The sequence below is a fragment of the Bacteroides sp. OF03-11BH genome (assembly GCF_003604005.1).
GTDB lineage: Bacteria > Bacteroidota > Bacteroidia > Bacteroidales > Bacteroidaceae > Bacteroides > Bacteroides ovatus.
The window spans coordinates 1-20,098 of sequence record NZ_QTMW01000071.1; the positions used below are offsets into that span (position 1 = coordinate 1).

Sequence of the window (20,098 nt, forward strand, 5' to 3'; positions counted from 1 at the left end):
GAATACACAAAATCCGACTGGATCATGTGGACGGCGGCTATGTCATCGGATCGAGTAACTTTTGAAAAACTCTCTGATCCTATCTACAAATATATCAATGAAACAGTATCTCGTGTACCTATCAGTGACTGGCACCACACAGACAGTGGCAAATGGGTGGGCTTCAGAGCCCGTTCGGTGATCGGAGGATACTGGATGAAGGTATTAATGGATAAAGTTCAAAACAATCAATAATTTAAATCTAGTGTATTATGAAATGTAAAACTATGAAACATGGGAACATAGGGCTACAGTGTATGATGTTGGCATTCATTTTTGCAGTCTGTTTTACTGGCTGCAAAGATAGCAAAGACGAGACATCAGCACCTTATGATCCGAATCAGCCAGTAGAGGTAACTGATTTCACACCCAAGTCGGGAGGTGGAAAGAAGAAGATGATTATCTATGGCAGTAATTTTGGCACAGATCCTTCTCTTGTTTCCGTTAAGGTAGGTGGAAAGGATGCGATTGTTATCAGTGCTAAAGGTACTAGTATTTACTGTTCTACGCCAGAAAGCTGTTTCGAAGGAACTATTGAAGTAAAAGTGGGTGAGCAAACTGTGATAGCATCTGAAAAATATCAGTACGAACCGCAAATGGTAGTAACAGACTTATGCGGTGATGTAGATGAATTGGGTGAGGGAAATATTGTAGAAACAGGTCCGTTTGACGATTGTGGAAAGATAGATTATCCTTTTTGGTTTTCTTTCGACCCCCAACATTCTAATATCCTTTATTTATCTCAAAATAATGGGCTTTTGAGAGTGTTGGATCTGGAACAAGAAATGATCTATACCAAGAAATTGGATAATATCAATCGTGCAACTACTATTACATGGACTAATGATGGTGATATGATATTGGCTGCTCCCCAAAATGGTGGCGCTAAGAATAGAAACAATATTATTTTAAAGCGTGAGAATAGTACAGACGGACAGGATTTCAAAGAGGCCAGTTGGGTAGCTTTGGCGCGTGGTAATGTTTGCAATGGGTCTATGGTGCTTCCACAAACGGGAGAACTTTACTTCAATCATCGTGCGACAGGCAATGTGTATAGATATAATTTTGAGGAAAACGGTTATAATAACAATCCGGAAGTTCCTGGTGGATCAGGGTTGAATGAACTTTTGGCATTTAGTGTACCTAATCAGACGGTTGACTTTAGTATGGTTCCTCATCCAACAGGTAAATATGTTTATATCATCATGCATGAATCGCATTATATACTTCGTTCCAATTATGATGAAGAAACTAAAAAGTTGGTTACTCCGTATATTGTATGTGGACAATCCGGTCAGGCTGATTATAAGGATCTTGTAGGTATCAATGCACGCATCAATAAACCAGGTCAAGGTGTTTTCGTATTTAACGAGGAGTATAAGGCTGCTAATAAAGATGATTGGTATGATTTTTATTTTGCAGATAAAGAAAATCATTGTATTCGAGTATTGACTCCGGATGGAGTAGTTTCTACGTTTGCCGGACGTGGTTCTGCTTCCGCAAGTAGTTATAAATGGGGTAAGCAAAATGGAGAAGTACGTGAGAGAGCACGTTTTAATCAACCGGTAGCTTTGGCTTACGATGAGGCAACAAAGACTTTCTATGTAGGTGATTCGGGGAATTATAAGATTCGGAAGATTGCTAAAGAACAGGCTCCTGATGATTTGGGTGGAGAAGAATCCAATGATAATCAGAACCAAGAAAAACAATAAAAAGAAGAACACATGAGAATAAAAGAATTTATTACGATTTGCCTGTTATTAGTCTCTGTTTCCCTTTTTGCTCAAGAGAAGACAATTGAAGTAACAGGAGTCGTAACGGACACGAATAAAGAACCATTAGTTGGTGTTAATGTGACAGTGAAAGATAAACCGGGTTTGGGAGCGATAACAGATATCAACGGGCGTTACAAAATTAAAATTGAAGAATTTTCTCGTTTGGTATTTTCGTATATTGGTTTCGATACGCAAGAGATATTGGTGAAACGCCAGAATGTGGTGAATATATCAATGAAAGAATCGGATGCCAGGGAAATTGATGAAGTTGTAATTACCGGAACAGGTGCGCAGAAGAAATTGACAGTGACTGGTGCGGTGACGAATGTAGATGTAGAGGCATTGAAATCAAATCCTTCGGCAAATCTTTCTAATGCATTGGCAGGAAATGTGCCGGGTGTTCTTGCTATGCAGACTTCCGGACAACCGGGTGTGAATACTTCTGAATTCTGGATTCGGGGTATATCCACTTTTGGTGCCAATAGCTCTGCATTAGTGTTGGTTGACGGTTTTGAACGTGATTTGGATGAAATCAATATCGAAGATATCGAATCCTTTACTGTATTGAAAGATGCTTCTACGACGGCGATTTACGGTTCTCGTGGTGCAAACGGTGTAGTATTGATTACTACTAAACATGGTAAAGAAGGTAAGATTAAAATCAATGCCAAAGTGGAGACTTCTTATAATGCGCGTACCATTACACCGGAATTTGCAGATGGCTATAGCTATGCTATGTTAATGAATGAAGCACGTATAACTCGTAACCAAGAGAGAATTTATCAGAACGATGAAATGGAAATTCTGCGATTGGGACTTGATCAGGATTTGTATCCGAATGTAGACTGGATGGATGTACTGTTAAAAGATGGAGCCATGACTTATCGTGCCAATCTGAATATGAGTGGTGGAGGTAGCACGGCACGTTACTTTGTATCGCTTAGTTACGTGAATGAAGAAGGTATGTACAAAACAGACGATGCCATGCGTAAGGATTACAATACTAATCCTAGCAGTCAACGTTGGAATTACCGTTTAAATACGGATATCGATGTTACGAAGACTACTCTTGTAAAAGTGGGGGTATCCGGTTCATTAAAGAAACGTAACGCACCGGGACAGGGCTCTAACGTATGGACTTCATTGATGGGGCAGAACCCAATCAGTATTCCTGTGATGTATTCTAACGGTTATATCCCTGCACATGGGACAGAAGATAATCGCAAGAATCCTTGGGTACTTGCCACACAGACTGGTTATAAAGAAATCTGGAATAATAAAATTCAAACAAATATTTCTTTGGAGCAAAAGTTGGACTTCATTACCAAAGGTTTGCGTTTTGAAGGGCGTTTCGGATTCGATACGAACAATCAGAGTGAAATAAACCGGATAAGAATGCCGGAGACATGGCGTGCTCAAAGAGAACGCGATGATGACGGAAACTTGATCTTTAAGCAACAAAGCCCCGAATCACCGATGGAACAATCCAGTGCCTCCAGTGGAGAGCGCCGTGAATTTCTGGAAGCGTTTTTACAGTACAATCGTGCATTCCACGCACATCATTTGAGTGGGACATTGAAATATAGTCAGGATGCTTATCGGACCACGGTTGATATTGGAACGGATGTAAAGAATGGCATTGCCAAACGCCACATGGGATTGGCCGGTCGTGTAAGTTATAACTGGAACTATCGCTATTTTGCTGATTTCAACTTTGGTTATAACGGTTCGGAAAATTTTGCAGATGGACATCGTTTTGGCTTTTTCCCCGCTTTTTCTCTCGCTTGGAACATAGCAGAAGAAAAGTTCATTAAGAAACATTTGAAATGGATGAATATGTTCAAGATCCGTTATTCTTATGGTAAGGTTGGTAGTGACAAACTTAAAATAGGTGATACGGAATATCGTTTCCCCTATTTGTACACGATCAAAGATGATGGAAGTGGCTGGACTTGGAGTGATTACGGCTCTTCGGACAATGTATATACGGGAATGTACTATTCGCAGCTGGCCTCTAACAATGTTACCTGGGAAATTGCAACCAAGCACGATGCGGGTGTGGATTTATCCTTATTCAATGATAAGTTTACGGCTACTGTGGATTACTTCCATGAACAGCGTGATGGTATTTATATGGAACGTAAATATCTACCGGGTACTGTGGGTGTAACTGGTAATCCGAAAGCAAATGTGGGAAGTGTCCGCTCGGAAGGTTTCGACGGTAACTTTGCTTACAAACAGAAGATAGGTAAAGTCAATCTGACTGTTCGTGGTAATTTTACTTACAGCAAAAATGAGATCCTGGAGAAAGATGAAATGAACGCAGTTTATCCTTATCAGAAAGAGGCTGGTTACAGGGTTAATCAGGCGAAGGGATTAATAGCTTTGGGATTGTTTAAAGATTACGATGATATACGCAATAGTCCGCAGCAAACTAATTGGGGAAAGGTGCAACCGGGTGACATCAAATATAAAGATGTCAATGGAGACGGAATTATTAATGGCAGTGATGAAGTAGCTATTGGTGCGACAACGAAACCTAACCTGATTTATGGTTTTGGTATCTCTGCACAATGGAAAGGGTTCGATTTCAATGCACACTTCCAGGGGGCAGGCAAGTCTTCGTTCTTCATTAATGGCCCTACTGTATATGCCTTTAGTGGTAGCCAGTGGGGAAATGTCCTGACAAATTTGGTGAAAGACCGCTATATCGATGCGGAGACAGCTGCTACATTGGGTATTCCCGCCAATGAGAATCCTAATGCTTCGTATCCTAGGCTTAGTTATGGAGGTAACGATAATAACTATAGAGCTTCTACCTATTGGCTTAGAGATGGTTCTTATTTACGTTTGAAAACATTGGAAATAGGTTATACATTGCCGAAAGCGATTGTGAACAAGATGCGGTTTAACAAGATACGTGTATTTTTCATTGGCACCAACCTCTTGACATTTGCCAAATTTAAAGAATGGGACCCGGAAATGGGAAGCACTAACGGAGAGAAATATCCGCTTGCTAAGACATTTACATTGGGATTAACTGTGAATATCTAATAAAATGCATGAAAAATGAAAAAGATATATAAACTGTATATTGGTATTATATTGAGTGTGATTGCCGTCGCTTGTTCGGATAAACTCGATTCAGACAAATATTTTAAAGACCGTCGTTCTTTGGAGGATGTTTTCACCGACAAGGAAAATGCGGAAGAATGGTTAGCGAATGCCTATTCCTATTTAGGTGGATACAATCTGGAAGTGTCTAACATGCTTAATACAATTACTAATTTTGCCGATGACATCTACTTCGGCGGTAATAGTCTCGATGCATACAAGACGTTTAAGACTGGTACTTATGATGAGGGTTATCGGCATTCGTGGGATGATAGTTATAAAGGAATTCGTCAGGCATCTATCTTCATTCAGAATATTGATATGAACACGAAGTATACAGAAGAAGAGAGAGCTGATATGAAAGCGCAGGCACGTTTTGTTCGTGCTTATTATTATTGGCTATTATTACGTAAATATGGTCCCGTACCGTTGTTACCGGATGAAGGACTTGATTATACTGCCGATTATGATGATCTGGCCATTCAGCGTAGTTCGTATGATGAATGTGCGGAATATATCGAATCGGAGATGCGTCTGGCCGCTAAAGATCTGCCTTTGACCCGAGCTATTAATCAGGTAGCACGTCCTACGCGAGGAGCAGCGTTGGCGGCTCGTGCCAGAGCGTTGTTGTATGCGGCAAGTCCTATTAATAATCCTCGTCCGGGAGATCCGGATAAATTTTCGGATTTGGTCGATTATGACGGAAATTGCCTGATGTCTCAAGAATATAATGAATATAAGTGGGCAAGAGCAGCGGCTGCAGCAAGAGATGTGATGGAACTCCCCGGAGAAAATAATGGTCATCGTTATGAACTTTACCATAAAAAAGCGACTACCATTGCTGAACCCGGATATCCTGCTACCATCACTCCTTATCAGGATGGTGATTTTTCGGCAAAGACATGGAACGAAGGCGGTTATAGTGATATAGATCCTTATGAATCTTACCGGGCAGTTTTCAACGGTTCGTTAGCGATGTACCAGAACCCGGAATTGATTTTTAGTCGCGGGCGTAACCAGGGGGCCAACAGTATTGCTGAAATGGTGAAACTCCAAATGCCGAAAACATTGGGCGGAGGAAGTAATGCTTATGGTATGACACTAAAGATGTGTGATGCTTACTATATGGCAAACGGAGATGAATTCAGCAGAGAATATTTTAAGGAAGAATATCCCTCCGGTACACGTTTTGTTACCAAAGCGGAGGTGGAGGCAGGCAAATATCCTCAATTGAAAGAAGGAGTATATAAGGAATATGCGGATAGAGAACCACGCTTCTATGCTTCCGTTTCTTTCAATGGTTGTGTGTGGGCTTTACTGAAAAATGCAGAAACAACTGACTATAAGAATGACGTTGAGAAACAAGTCAACTATTATTATGGCATCAATAGCGACGGTTTCTCCGGTACTGGTGTCTATTTGCGATCCGGCATCGGTATCATGAAGTATGTACATCCGGATGACACGAATCGTAAAGAGATCAAAGCGAAAGCGGAACCTGCTATTCGATTTGCCGAAATCCTATTGATTTATGCAGAAGCCTTGAATGAGTTGGAAGATGGAGCCTCATACGACATTCCGTCGTGGGATGGAACTACCAGTTATTCCGTTAAACGTGATATTGATGAAATGAAAAAAGGCATCAGGCAAATACGTCGTCGTGCGGGTGTTCCTGATTATGCAATGCCGGAATATCAAGATCGGGAGGTATTCCGTAAGAAGCTGAAACATGAACGCATGATTGAGTTGATGGCCGAAGGACAGCGTTATTTCGATTTGCGCAGATGGAAAGATGCAGAGGTAGAAGAATCCAAGAAAAATTACGGATGTAATTTCTACATGTCCGATTCTAAGGAGCAGAGAGAGCAATTCTACACTCCGATTGAAATTGCGGACTTGCCCACTGCCTTCTCACGTAAACTCTATTTCTGGCCTATTAGCCACGATGAGTTGAAACGTAATAAGCGGTTGACACAGAATCCGGGATGGACGTACAATGATTAATCTCCTAATAAGAATATGATATGAAGAATATATATATTTACTTAAGTTTATTGGCTGCCATTGTCTTGGGAACCGCTTGTAATAATGAATGGGAAGATGAGCAGTATGAACAATACGTATCTTTCAAAGCTCCTATAGCTGCAGGAGGCGATGGTGTGACTACCATTTATGTCAGATATAAGGACAATGGAAAAGTGACCTATCAGTTACCTGTCATTGTCAGTGGATCTACGGTGAATACACAGGACAGAGATATTCATATAGCAGTGGATGCAGATACGCTAAGAACGTTGAACATCGAGCGTTTTAGTCTTTATCGTCCGGAGTTGTGGTATACTGAAATGGAGGAAGACAAATATGAATTTCCCGAAACGGTACATATCCCTGCCGGTTCGTGTGTAGAGCAATTGAACATCGATTTCAATTTACAAGGCATTGATATGTTGGAAAAATGGGTTTTGCCTTTAAGTATTGTTGATGATGCATCATCTAACTATCAAAGTCATCCGCGCAAGAATTATGCAAAAGCTTTATTGAGAGTGGTTCCTTTTAACGATTATTCCGGTTCGTACACGGCTTCTTCCATGAAAGTGTACACCTATATAAATGGCAAGCCTGATACCAATGCAAGAACAATGGACAAGCGTACAGGGTATGTGGTAGATAATAATACCGTATTCTTTTATGCCGGTCTGATTAATGAGGATATGGATAAGGATATACGTAAGAAATACAAAATCAATGTGCACTTTAAAGAAGATGGAACATTGGATATGGTGCCGGATGATCCGACTAATGAGATGGAGTTCCAATTGATAGGAACACCTATTTATAGCAGTACATCGATTATGGACGCTACCCGTCCTTACTTGGAACGTCGTTATGTTCAAATTATGTTTGAATACGATTTTCAAGATTTTACCTATGGTGGAAGTGGTACGGAAGTTATTCCTATCAAGTATAGAGTAGAAGGAAGCATGACGCTTCAACGGAACATCAATACGCAGATTCCGGATGAAGATCAACAGATTGAATGGTAATCTTATAAATGAGTAGAGATAGGGAAGATATTAGGAATAGTGTCTTCCCTATTTTGTTTATATATAGGTTACAAACTGCTATTCTTCATCTCTGTTTACCTGTTTTTTTCCTTTATTGATTTGTATTTTTCCCTTTCTCTTAAAAAACTTCTCTACTTTTGCTACATAAGTCAGTCACACGAAACCGACAAAAAGCATAGTTAATTAAATCAGAATAATTATGAACATCAAAAAACATTTGCCTTGGTTGGGAGCTTTATTACCCGTGGCCAGTATGCAGGCAGAGACAAAACCCAATGTGGTCGTCATCTATGTAGATGATATGGGAATCGGAGATATCGGTTGTTATGGAGGTAAGTTTGTTCCTACTCCGAATATTGATAAGATAGCGCAGGACGGATTGTTATTCAATCAGTATTATTCATCCGCCCCGGTCAGCTCACCTTCACGTTGTGGATTGACAACAGGCAAATTCCCGATTGAAGTAGGAATTAATACTTTTTTAAATAATAAAGCCAGCAACAAGAAGTGTGAACAGCGTAACTTTTTGAGTGACAAGAATCCTTCCATGGCACGTGCTTTCCAAAGTGCAGGTTATGCCACCGGACACATAGGTAAATGGCACATGGGAGGCGGGCGCGACGTGCACAATGCACCTTCTATTAAAAATTATGGTTTTGACGAATATATATCGACGTATGAAAGTCCGGACCCGGAACCGGCAATCACTGCTACGAACTGGATATGGTCGGCCAAAGACAGCGTAAAACGCTGGAGACGTACCGAGTACTTTGTAAACAAGAGCATCGACTTTGTCAAACGTCATAAAGACCAGCCTTTCTTTTTGAATCTCTGGCCGGATGATATGCATACCCCTTGGGTACCGGAATTTAAGCAAAAGGATAACAAAAGCTGGAATACAGAAGAAGCCTTCATCCCTGTTCTTGCTGAAATGGACAAACAGATCGGACGTTTTATCAAAGCATTGGATGAGTTGGGATTGTCGGAAAATACAATCGTGATTTTCACTAGTGATAATGGACCGGCGCCCAGTTTCCAATCCGCTCGTGCTGCCTATTTAAGAGGAACGAAGAACAGCCTTTATGAAGGTGGAATTCGTATGCCGTTCCTTATAAAATACCCCAAGAGAATAAAGGCTGGACAAGTGAATAATGAAAGCGTACTGTGTGCAGTCGATTTATATCCCTCTTTATGTGCGATAGCCGGAATTGAAACAGAGAAAGGTTATCAGGGAGACGGACAAAATTATGATAAAGTTCTTCTGGGTAAATCGAAAGCTAAACGTAAAACAGACCTGATGTGGGATTTCGGTAGAAACCAATTCTTTAAGAAACCGGGAAATGCAAATGACAGAAGTCCTCATCTGGCTATACGCAGTGGCAACTGGAAACTATTGATAAATAGTGATGGAAGCGATGCACAGCTGTACGATATTGAAAAAGACAAATTCGAGAAAAACGATGTGGCGCAGTCGCATCCGCAAGTCGTAGCTAAGTTGAGCAAAAAAGTATGTAAATGGTTTGCGGAAAACAAAGACAAAGGAAAAGAGTAATACAGTGAAAAACAAATTATAAACTAATATTAAACTTATGAATTCTAAATTATTACTATTACCGACCGCCTTGATGGTTGCAGGCCATTCTGCAGCAGAGGCGAAAGGCAAGAAATCGGACAAACGGCCTAATATCTTGGTAATTCTTGCAGATGACCTTGGCTATTCCGATCTGGGATGCTATGGTAGCGAGATTCATACTCCTAATTTGGACAAACTGGCACAAGAAGGAGTACGATTCAATCATTTCTATAATGCAAGCCGTAGTTGCCCGACTCGTGCTTCCCTATTGACAGGACTTTACCAACATCAGGCCGGAATCGGACGAATGACCTTTGATGCTCACTTGCCGGGCTATCGCGGAACACTCTCACGCAATGCCGTTACCATTGCCGAGGTGTTGAAAGAAGCAGGATATACCACCAGTATGGTTGGGAAATGGCATGTTGCAGAGACTCCACTCCGTAAAGACCAACGCGAATGGTTGGCACACCGTGTCTTCCATGATACATTCTCTGATTTATGTCATTATCCCGTCAATCGTGGGTTTGATTCTCACTATGGAGTGATTTATGGAGTGGTGGATTACTTTGATCCGTTCAGTTTAGTAGAAGGTGAAGTGCCTATAAAGGAAGTACCTAAAGGATATTATATAACCCAAGCCCTTTCAGATCGTGCCGTACAGGAGGTAGAAGAATATGCAAAGGATGATAAACCATTCTTTATGTACTTGGCTTATACAGCACCGCATTGGCCGCTGCATGCACTTCCTGAAGATATTGAGAAATATAAGGATACTTATAAAGTAGGTTGGGAAGCTATCCGTAATGCCCGTTATGAACGTCAAAAGCAGTTGGGTGTTTTCCCGGGAATGGATAACTTTTTGTCCGAACGTCAGTTTCATGACAAATGGGAAGATAATCCACATGCAGAATGGGATGCCCGTGCGATGGCCGTTCACGCTGCAATGATCGACCGTGTAGATCAGGGTATCGGACAAATTATCGAGGCTTTGAAAAAGACCGGACAGCTTGATAATACATTGATTCTTTTCTTGTCTGATAATGGTTGCAGTAACGAAGACTGCCAGAACATGTCTGGTGGAGAGAACGACCGTCCGGATATGACTCGTGATGGAAAGAAAATCATTTACCCGCGTAATAAACAGGTATTGCCTGGACCACAGACTACATACGCTTCATTGGGAGCCCGTTGGTCTAATGTAGCGAATACTCCATTCCGCTTTTGGAAAGCTAAATCTTATGAAGGAGGTATCTGTACTCCGATGATTGCTCATTGGCCGAAAGGAATTAAAAAGAACGTGGGTGGCATGACATCTGAAATAGGGCATGTAATGGACATCATGGCTACTTGTGTCGATTTAGCGGATGCTGAATATCCAACTACCTATAAAGGACATGATATTCTTCCAATGGAAGGAAAGAGCTTACTTCCTATCTTCAAGACCGGACATCGCAAGGGACACGACTATCTGGGCTTTGAACACTTCAACGAACGTGCTTTTCTTTCCAATGATGGCTGGAAACTGGTTCGCCCGAAAAATAACTCTCAATGGGAATTGTACAATTTGAATGAAGACCGGAGCGAGCAACATGATCTGGCTGCTAAATATCCGGAGAAGGTGGCAGAAATGTCAAAAGCATACGAAGCATGGGCTAAGCGTTGCATGGTAGAACCTTACCCGGGACAGAAAAAGAAATAACTGTCATTCCATTTAAAACGGAATGAATAGAAACATTGAAAGAATAATGGGGATGAAGGATTCCGGATCAGGAATAACTTCATCCCCATTAATAATATCGGCTATGAGGTTATCTACAACAAGAACTATTGCTCCGCTTGCCCGATTGTAGAATACTTCATACTTCCTATTTGTCCATCCTTACTCATCGTTTCCGCCTGAATAATCACCGGAGTGGAATATTGGTTATTATAACATTCAATCACAGCTTTTCCATTTTCATCTGTCCGTACAGACGGATTCCAGTAGAGCGTCCGTCTTTTGTCTACTTTATCCATATACAATTCCTTGGTCGGGTAGGCAGGTGAATAATATTCCAGTGCATGAGTATATCCCTGAATGACTGTTTGCCGGGTACCAAGTACGGCAGTCTGACTTTTGTTCAATACATCGCGTCTGGGTAGGGGAATCAGGTAGAAAACACTGTATTTATCCAGTTTGCTGATATCCACTCCCGTACTATCCGTAACTTCGGACATTTTGGTGTTTTGAATGATGTCGTCATCAATGCCTCCGGTTCCTTTGCTGATGATGATAGAAGCCAGTCCATCCACTTCGGTCAACATCATTTGAGTTTCTGTCTCGGATAAAATGTGGTTATCCATGATATAGCAGATTGGTTTCTGCCGATAAGTAAGCTTGTCATTGCTACGATCCCAATCGAATTGCGGACTTAACTTTTCCATTAATTCCGGAATAGTTGTGACAATCTTCCCATTGTCACGTAATAAATCTACAGAACGGCGTACGTCGTAATAAGCGTCAATGCTTTTCTCATTGATTTTAGTAGCCATATTACTTCCTTGCCGGCGTTTGCTTTTGATTTCCACTTCATCCAATACATAAAGTCCTTCTACTTTCCGGATAGAATCCATGTATAGAGAATCAAAATTCTCGGCTTTTTGTAGCCAGTGGGTCAAGTCCTTCCATTCAGGATGAAGCTCCTTGTAGCCGTAGGCTCGGGGAGCAGGTGAGAAATTACGGTCGATCAGGATGGATGCATCCTTGTTGCGTTCTTTACCGACTTTCCGGGTTTGGATCACCGCTTCCGTGGTTCCTTCAAAGTCTTCTACAGGAATGGTGAAACGACCGTTTTCATCGGTCACGGTTCCTCCAGTGATAAATTGGTCATCTTTCTTCACTATCACACTAAGCGCTATATCTTTCAGCTTATTCTTGAGGATCGTTGATTTAACCTGCCCGTTCAACACTAATTGAGCTTCCGGTAACTGCAACGGAGTGAAAGGAGCAGTAGAAATGGCTTGGCTCATGTCATATTTACGCCATCCATGCACCATTAATAATATATCCAGTTCCGTTTGCTTCCGGGGAGACGGCGATACAAAATAATAACCGGGCTGATGGATATATCCTTTTAAATCAGATGTTAACAGCAAATCAGTGAAGATGTTATTGTCATACTCCAGATAATCTGACCGGACGGCATCCCGGATGCTGACTGATACATCTCCCGATACCGGTTCTCCCTTGGCATTCTTTACCTGTAACTCACAACGAATAGGAGCGTAGGGAGTATACACCTCTTTCAGGCCCTCTGCGGATAGTTGTAGAGGAGCACGTGGATTGGAAAAGACAAAACGCTCGCATAACGTATTACCAGCTCGGTTGATGAGGCTGACTTGCAGTACACCTGCCGGTAGTTTGCGGGTAGGCAGAATGAACTCTTGTGGAGCGTCCGCCCGGCAACTAATCAATTGATGAACATACGGCCGTCCCTGATGACTGATAAATATAGCTAATGTATCTTGAGGAGTAGCGGCATTGCAGGATACTTTCACCAAAAGGGCACCGGCATTGTTGACAGTACTCAACACATACCCGTTAGGCAACGCTTGTGGAAGGGTAAATTCATACTTCTTTCCTTGAAAATCGACTTTGGCAACAGCCGGTTGTGCAGAAGGCGTATATTCAAAATGCCCCATTCCATCGTGCAAAGTCTCGAAAGAAGTGATTTCTGCTCCTTCTTTGGTATAGAGCGTTCCCGACAATTCTATATTCCCTTCATCTTTACTCTCCGCCTTGAAAGCCACTTGCGAAGTCACTCCTTCCACTAATTGCCCTCCTTCGGGAAAAAAACGCACACTCAACTTCTCCTTTGTTTCCGACGGACGGTTTTCCATCGACGGACTAAGTTCGTAAGTCGTGATACTACGTTCCAGCTTATCACTATTCGCCAGTTGATAAATAGGGAAAGTACGCGAGAAATACTGCGGTTCGTTGAAAGCAAGCATCCAGCGGGTATAGGCACGTACCTCATAATAGCCGGATAACATGGAACGGGGAAGAACGAATTGTCCGTTTCCTTCTCCCTGCGTCAGTTTGATGATTTGTTTATCTGCTATATGTCCTGTCTGATCCACCAGTTCTACATACAGGGGGCGGCTGATCTGACTGAAAATCTGTTGTTCGGCAAGGGTGACATAAGCCTTAAACCAGATCGTATCTCCAACATAATAACTCGTGTTGTCAAAATGCAAATACGCTTTCTCCCGTGGGAAGTTGTTGGCAAATGTCTGGGCTTGGTTCATGTATTGTTGGAATATAACTTTGGCAGGAGGAATCTCTCCCCATGCTATTGCTAGTGATAAGCAAAAAGAAAGAAGAAAAAGAATTCGTTTGTTTTTCATTTCAATAGGTTTTTAACTAAAATGCAAAGTTAGAATATATTGACCTAAAAATAGAAAACTAATTGTTCAATAAAGGAAAAAAACTATTCAGAGTAGAAATAAAAGTTCATGGGCGCATTGTATATCTGTTGGATAGCATATATACCTGATTTTGTTCTTTATTGATTAGCATTTTTCCTTCCTTTTCCATAAACTTCTCTATTTTTGTTTTTCAGATAATTGATAATACTATGGTAAAGAAGAATTTCTTAATGACTGCCCCCTTACTGATGGCATCGTTTTGTTCGGCACAAGAGAAGCCGAATGTCGTACTGATTATGGTAGATGATATGGGTTATTCCGATATCGGCTGCTATGGTGGAGAAATACTGACCCCTAATATTGATGCGTTGGCATCCAAAGGAGTACGTTTCACACAATTCTACAACACTTCACGTTCTTGCCCTGCCCGGGCCAGTTTAATGACAGGGCTATATCAACATCAGGCAGGTATCGGTCAGATGTCCGAAGACCCGTTTAAAAATCCCGGTCAGAAGAGTCCGAATGATTGGGGTGTACCCGGATACAAAGGATTCCTCAACCGCAATTGTGTCACAATAGCCGAAGTTCTGAAAGAAGGCGGCTACCATACCTATATGGCAGGTAAATGGCATCTGGGAATGCATGGAGAAGAAAAGTGGCCCTTGCAACGGGGATTTGAACGCTTCTATGGAATTTTGGCAGGAGCTTGCAGTTATCTCCGTCCATCGGGAGGACGCGGCTTAACCCTTGACAACACAAAACTTCCGGAGCCGGAAGCACCCTATTATACAACAGATGCATTTACCGATTACGCAATCCGCTTTGTTGACGAACAGAAAGATGATAAACCTTTCTTCCTATATCTGGCATTTAATGCTCCTCACTGGCCGTTGCAGGCAAAAGAAGAAGATATTCAAAAATTCACGAAGATCTATCGTGAGAAAGGATGGGATGAAATTCGTGAAGCAAGACGCAAACGGATGACTAAGTTGGGAATTATTGATCCGAATACAGAGTTCGCCGAATGGGAAAACCGGAAGTGGGACGAACTGACAGAGAAGGAAAAAGATGAAGTAGCCTACCGGATGGCCGTTTATGCAGCGCAGGTGCATTGTGTAGATTATAATGTCGGAAAACTGCTGGACTACCTGAAGAAGAATCATAAACTGGATAATACGCTTGTCATGTTCTTGTCCGATAACGGTGCTTGTGCCGAGCCATACGCTGAATTGGGAGGCGGGAAAGTGTCTGAAATCAACAATCCGGCTTGTAGCGTGTTTCCTTCTTACGGAAGAGCATGGGCACAGGTTTCCAATACTCCGTTCCGTAAATACAAATGCCGTTCTTATGAAGGAGGTATTTCTACCCCTCTCATCGTGTCGTGGAAAAGCAATCTGAAGAATAAGAAAGGTGAATGGTGCCGTGTTCCCGGTTATCTGCCGGACATTATGCCGACCATCCTGGAAGCAACAGGAGCCGCCTATCCGGAAACTTATCACGGCGGAAACAAAATATATCCATTGGTAGGCAGTAGTCTTTTCCCTGCTATTCAAAAGAAAGCAGACTCTATACACGAATATATGTATTGGGAACATCAGAACAATAGAGCGATCCGCTGGGGAAACTGGAAAGCAATCCGCGACGAAAAAGGAAAAGAGTGGGAATTGTACGATGTGGTTAAAGACCGTACCGAACGTAACAATCTGGCAGAACAGCACCCTGAAGTGCTTACCAAGTTAGTTGCCGAATGGGAGAAATGGGCGAATGCAAACTTTGTATTACCCAAACATCCGAAGAAATAAATAAAGGAGGAACACAAAATGAATAAATTACTAGTAAGTGCATCCGTAGCCTTGGGAGCTACCAGCCTGTCTTTCGCCCAGCAAACGGAAAAACCGAACTTCCTATTGTTCATAGCCGACGATTGTTCTCATTATGACTTGGGCTGTTATGGCAGTGTTGATTCGAAGACTCCGAATATCGACCATTTTGCCACACAGGGAGTACGCTTCACACAAGCCTATCAGGCTGTTCCGATGTCATCGCCTACCCGGCACAATCTATATACCGGTTTGTGGCCTGTACGCAGCGGAGCTTACCCCAATCATACTTGTGCCAATGAAGGAACATTGAGCGTTGTACATCATCTGCAACCATTGGGTTATAAAGTCGCATTGATCGGAAAATCGCATATTGCCCCGAAATCAGTATTTCCTTTCGACCTTTATGTACCTCCTTTGAAAGGTGGGGACTTGAATTTTGAAGCAATTCAGAAATTTATTTCTGATTGCAAGGCGAAAGGCGAACCTTTCTGTCTGTTTGTAGCCTCCAATCAACCGCATACTCCCTGGAATAAAGGCGATGCCTCTCAATTTAATGCGGACAAACTGACACTGCCTCCTATGTATGTAGATATTCCCCAGACACGTGAGTTGTTTACCCATTATCTGGCAGAGATCAATTATATGGATCAGGAATTCGGCAATGTCCTTTCTATTTTAGATAAGGAAAAGATGACGGATAAATCAGTTGTCGTATATTTGAGCGAACAAGGCAACAGCCTGCCTTTTGCCAAATGGACTTGTTATGATGCGGGGGTACACTCTGCCTGTATCGTTCGTTGGCCGGGAGTGGTTAAGCCGGGAAGCGTAAGTGACGCGTTGGTAGAATACGTAGATATTGTCCCTACTTTTGTCGATATAATAGGAGGAAAGCCGCAGGCGAAAGTGGATGGCGAAAGCTTTAAACCGGTATTGACAGGCAAGAAGAAAGCACACAAGAAATATTCTTTCTCCCTTCAGACCACGAGAGGCATCAATGCCGGATCTCCTTATTATGGCATCCGTTCGGTATACGACGGCCGATACAGATATATTGTCAATCTCACCCCGGAAGCTACTTTCCAGAATGTTGAAACAAGATCTCCTTTGTTTAAAGAGTGGAAAAGTCTGGCGGAAACGGATAGTCATGCAAAAGCGATGACGACTAAATATCAGCATCGTCCTGCTATCGAATTGTATGATGTGAAGAACGACCCGTATTGTATGAAAAATCTGGCGGAGGACGCGAAACAAGCTTCTACCATCAGCCGCTTGGATAAAGAGTTGAAACGCTGGATGAAGGATTGTGGAGACGAAGGACAACCGACCGAAATACGTGCCTTCGAACACATGCCGGGAAAGAGAAAATAAACCGTCACACATCAAAACGAATGAAACACAGAATGTTATTTATAAATCGTATATCATGAAAAAAGAATTTTTTGGTTTGCTTTGTGGATGTACTCTGCTTCCGGCATTTCTTCATGCGCAGACAGAGCGTCCTAATATTGTGATTGTATTGGCCGACGATTTGGGTTGGGGTGATGTAGGATTTCATGGTAGTGAAATCAAGACTCCCTGTTTGGATGCTCTGGTGGGCGAAGGAGTGGAACTCGAACGCTTTTACACTTCTCCCATCAGTACGCCTACCCGTGCGGGGCTGATGACGGGACGTTACCCGAACCGGTTTGGTGTCCGTTCGGCTGTTATTCCGCCCTGGCGTGAGGACGGACTGGATGAGAATGAAGAAACGATGGCCGATATGCTGGCACGTAACGGATATAAGAACAGAGCCATTATTGGTAAGTGGCATCTGGGGCATACCAAGAAAGTGCACTATCCGATGAATAGGGGCTTTTCGCATTTCTATGGTCATCTGAACGGTGCGATAGATTATTTCGACCTGACGCGTGAAGGAGAACTGGACTGGCACAACGACTGGGAAACCTGCCACGACAAAGGATATTCTACCGAATTGATAACCAAAGAAGCCATCCGCTGTATCGATGCATACGAGAAAGAAGGTCCGTTTATGTTGTATGTGGCCTATAATGCACCTCATACACCTTTGCAGGCACAGGAAAAAGATATAAAACTCTATACTGACAATTTCGACAGCCTGACACCGAAAGAACAGAAAAAAGCGACTTACAGTGCAATGGTTTCCTGTATGGACAGGGGAATCGGTGCTATTGTAGATGCCTTGAAGAAGAAAGGAATTATGGACAACACTTTCTTTATCTTCTTTAGTGATAACGGCACTGCCGGTGTTCCGGGATCTTCATCAGGACCTTTACGTGGACATAAATTTGACGAGTGGGACGGAGGGGTACATGCACCGGCTGTTCTTTATTGGAAGAAAGCAGAGAAACAATATAAGAACTTGAGCTCACAAGTGACAGGTTTTGTTGACCTTGTTCCCACATTGAAAGATTTGGTAGGAGATCACAGCCGTCCGAAACGTGAATATGACGGCATCAGCATCCTCCCTGTATTAAACGGTAAAAAGACCTGTATCGACCGCGATTTTTATCTGGGACACGGAGCAGTAGTCAATAAAGACTATAAGCTGATAAGAAAAGGTATGAAACCGGGACTGGATTTGAAACAGGATTTCTTGGTTGATTATAAAACAGATCCTTACGAAAAGAAAAATGCCAGCGCAGGAAACGAGAAAATTGTGAAAGCTTTGTATGAGGTTGCCCTGAAATATGACACGATCACTCCTTGTGTACCGGAAGTACCTTACGGTAAAGGTCGTGACGGATTCAAAGCTCCTAAAGAATGGAAAGTAGTACGTTGAATCTGTTAACCCTATGAATTGAAAATAATACAAGATGGAAAAATCAATGATTAGTTTATGCCTCTTAGGCGGATTGGCGATAGGAAACGGGTTTGCCCAAACTCCTTCAAAGCCTAATATATTATTAATCATAGCCGATGACTGCTCCTATTACGATATAGGCTGTTTCGGAGCGGTCAACAACAAGACTCCCCATATAGATGCATTGGCTCGACAGGGGATAAAGTTCAACAGTGCGTATAATTCTGTTTCGATGAGTACGCCTACCCGGCATTGTGTTTATACAGGTATGTATCCGATGCATCATGGCGGTTACGCCAACCATAGCTCGGTTAATGCCGATGTAAAATCTCTCCCTACTTATCTGGGAAATCTGGGTTATCGGGTTGGATTGGCCGGGAAGTGGCATATCAAACCTTTGGCTAACTTCCCATTCGAAGATGTACCGGGATTCCCCAAAGGATGTACAAGCCCAAACACTGACTATCATACCAAAGGTATCGAGAAGTTTATGGAGCGTGATGCTTCCCAACCTTTCTGCCTTGTCTTGGCTTCTATTAATTCGCATGCTCCCTGGACAGGTGGTGACGCTTCCGTTTTCGACCGGAAGAAACTTCAGTTGCCGCCACAGTTTATCGACACGGAAGTGACGCGTGAATACTATGCCAGATATTTGGCGGAAGTCGGCTTGCTCGATCAGCAGGTGGGTGACGCTATGCAGATTCTGAAAGAAAAGAATCTGCTGCAGAACACTCTTGTCATTTTCATATCCGAGCAAGGTACGCAATTTGCCGGAGCCAAATGGACCAATTGGAGTGCCGGTGTCAAGTCGGCGATGGTGGCTTCCTGGCCGGGTGTCATTAAACCCGGTACGGAGACTTCCGCTATTGTGCAATATGAAGACCTTCTTCCTACATTTATCGATGTTGCAGGCGGAAAGGTGCCTGACGTAATAGATGGAAAGAGTCTGGTAGATGTATTTCAAGGGAAAACAAAGACACACCATAAGTATGCTTATCATGTTCACAACAATGTTCCGGAAGGTCCGGCATATCCAATCCGTTCTATTTCAGACGGACGCTATCGTCTAATCTGGAACTTGACTCCGGAGGAAACATACGTAGAAAAGCATATTGAAAAGGCAGAATGGTATCTCTCGTGGAAAGCACAGGACACGGATCAGGCACATAAAATCATGAACCGCTATAAGAATCGTCCCGAGTTCGAATTATATGATATCAAGAAAGATCCGTTTGAAATGAACAATCTGGCGGATGTGAAGAAATATAGTAAGAAGAAGGCAGAACTAACGATGGAACTGCAAAAATGGATGAAACAGCAAAATGATACCGGAGCTGATAAAGACCGGCCGCGTGCTCCTAAGAATAGGCAGAAGAAAGCAGCCAATGTATAATATTCGTAATGCTACCGCCTGTTGCTCTCTGAAAGAGATTTGGTTCTTCGTCAAATTTGGTGGTAATCTCTTTTTTATTTCAACT

12 protein-coding genes are annotated in these 20,098 nt (G+C 42.5%); 11 read left to right on the plus strand and 1 reads right to left on the minus strand.

Going from position 1 to position 20,098, the window contains the following annotated elements:
* The 7 genes from DXA54_RS26280 to DXA54_RS26310 all read left to right on the plus strand — a co-directional run.
* Positions 1-234, plus strand: a 234-nt coding sequence (locus DXA54_RS26280; protein WP_120081054.1) for a glutaminase domain-containing protein, incomplete at its 5' end; no start/stop codon positions are given.
* A gap of 17 nt (positions 235-251) precedes the next feature.
* Positions 252-1,751 (plus strand): IPT/TIG domain-containing protein, encoded by a 1,500-nt coding sequence (locus tag DXA54_RS26285; protein ID WP_120081056.1) that lies wholly within the window; start codon positions 252-254, stop codon positions 1,749-1,751.
* 12 nt (positions 1,752-1,763) lie between these two features.
* Complete coding sequence (locus DXA54_RS26290; protein ID WP_120081058.1) at positions 1,764-4,868, plus strand: SusC/RagA family TonB-linked outer membrane protein; 3,105 nt, start codon at positions 1,764-1,766, stop codon at positions 4,866-4,868.
* A 15-nt stretch (positions 4,869-4,883) separates the two neighbouring features.
* The gene (locus DXA54_RS26295; RefSeq protein WP_120081060.1) at positions 4,884-6,932 is read left to right on the plus strand and encodes a RagB/SusD family nutrient uptake outer membrane protein; all 2,049 of its coding nucleotides are present in this window, start codon (positions 4,884-4,886) and stop codon (positions 6,930-6,932) included.
* A 20-nt stretch (positions 6,933-6,952) separates the two neighbouring features.
* Positions 6,953-7,972 carry a DUF4973 domain-containing protein gene (locus DXA54_RS26300; RefSeq protein WP_008649294.1) on the plus strand — a complete coding sequence of 340 codons (1,020 nt, stop codon included), beginning with the start codon at positions 6,953-6,955 and terminating at the stop codon, positions 7,970-7,972.
* Between the two features lie 220 nt (positions 7,973-8,192).
* Positions 8,193-9,545 carry a sulfatase gene (locus tag DXA54_RS26305; RefSeq protein WP_120081062.1) on the plus strand — a complete coding sequence of 451 codons (1,353 nt, stop codon included), beginning with the start codon at positions 8,193-8,195 and terminating at the stop codon, positions 9,543-9,545.
* Between the two features lie 37 nt (positions 9,546-9,582).
* On the plus strand, positions 9,583-11,268 hold the full coding sequence (locus tag DXA54_RS26310; RefSeq protein ID WP_004305240.1) for an arylsulfatase: 1,686 nt from the start codon (positions 9,583-9,585) through the stop codon (positions 11,266-11,268).
* 125 nt (positions 11,269-11,393) lie between these two features.
* On the opposite strand, the gene DXA54_RS26315 is transcribed toward DXA54_RS26310, so the two are convergent.
* Positions 11,394-13,955, minus strand: a complete 2,562-nt coding sequence (locus DXA54_RS26315; protein ID WP_120081065.1) for a hypothetical protein — start codon at positions 13,953-13,955, stop codon at positions 11,394-11,396.
* A 230-nt stretch (positions 13,956-14,185) separates the two neighbouring features.
* Here DXA54_RS26315 and DXA54_RS26320 point away from each other — a divergent pair, with 230 nt between their 5' ends.
* The 4 genes from DXA54_RS26320 to DXA54_RS26335 are packed head-to-tail and all read left to right on the plus strand — an operon-like array spanning position 14,186 to position 20,013.
* Positions 14,186-15,778 (plus strand): arylsulfatase, encoded by a 1,593-nt coding sequence (locus DXA54_RS26320; RefSeq protein ID WP_004299519.1) that lies wholly within the window; start codon positions 14,186-14,188, stop codon positions 15,776-15,778.
* 18 nt (positions 15,779-15,796) lie between these two features.
* Positions 15,797-17,167: a sulfatase gene (locus DXA54_RS26325; protein WP_120081067.1), complete on the plus strand. Its 1,371-nt coding sequence runs from the start codon at positions 15,797-15,799 to the stop codon at positions 17,165-17,167.
* Between the two features lie 55 nt (positions 17,168-17,222).
* Positions 17,223-18,599, plus strand: coding sequence for an arylsulfatase B (locus DXA54_RS26330; protein WP_008649314.1), 1,377 nt, complete (start codon positions 17,223-17,225; stop codon positions 18,597-18,599).
* A gap of 34 nt (positions 18,600-18,633) precedes the next feature.
* Positions 18,634-20,013 carry a sulfatase gene (locus DXA54_RS26335; protein WP_055279449.1) on the plus strand — a complete coding sequence of 460 codons (1,380 nt, stop codon included), beginning with the start codon at positions 18,634-18,636 and terminating at the stop codon, positions 20,011-20,013.
* The last annotated feature ends 85 nt before the right edge of the window (positions 20,014-20,098 follow it).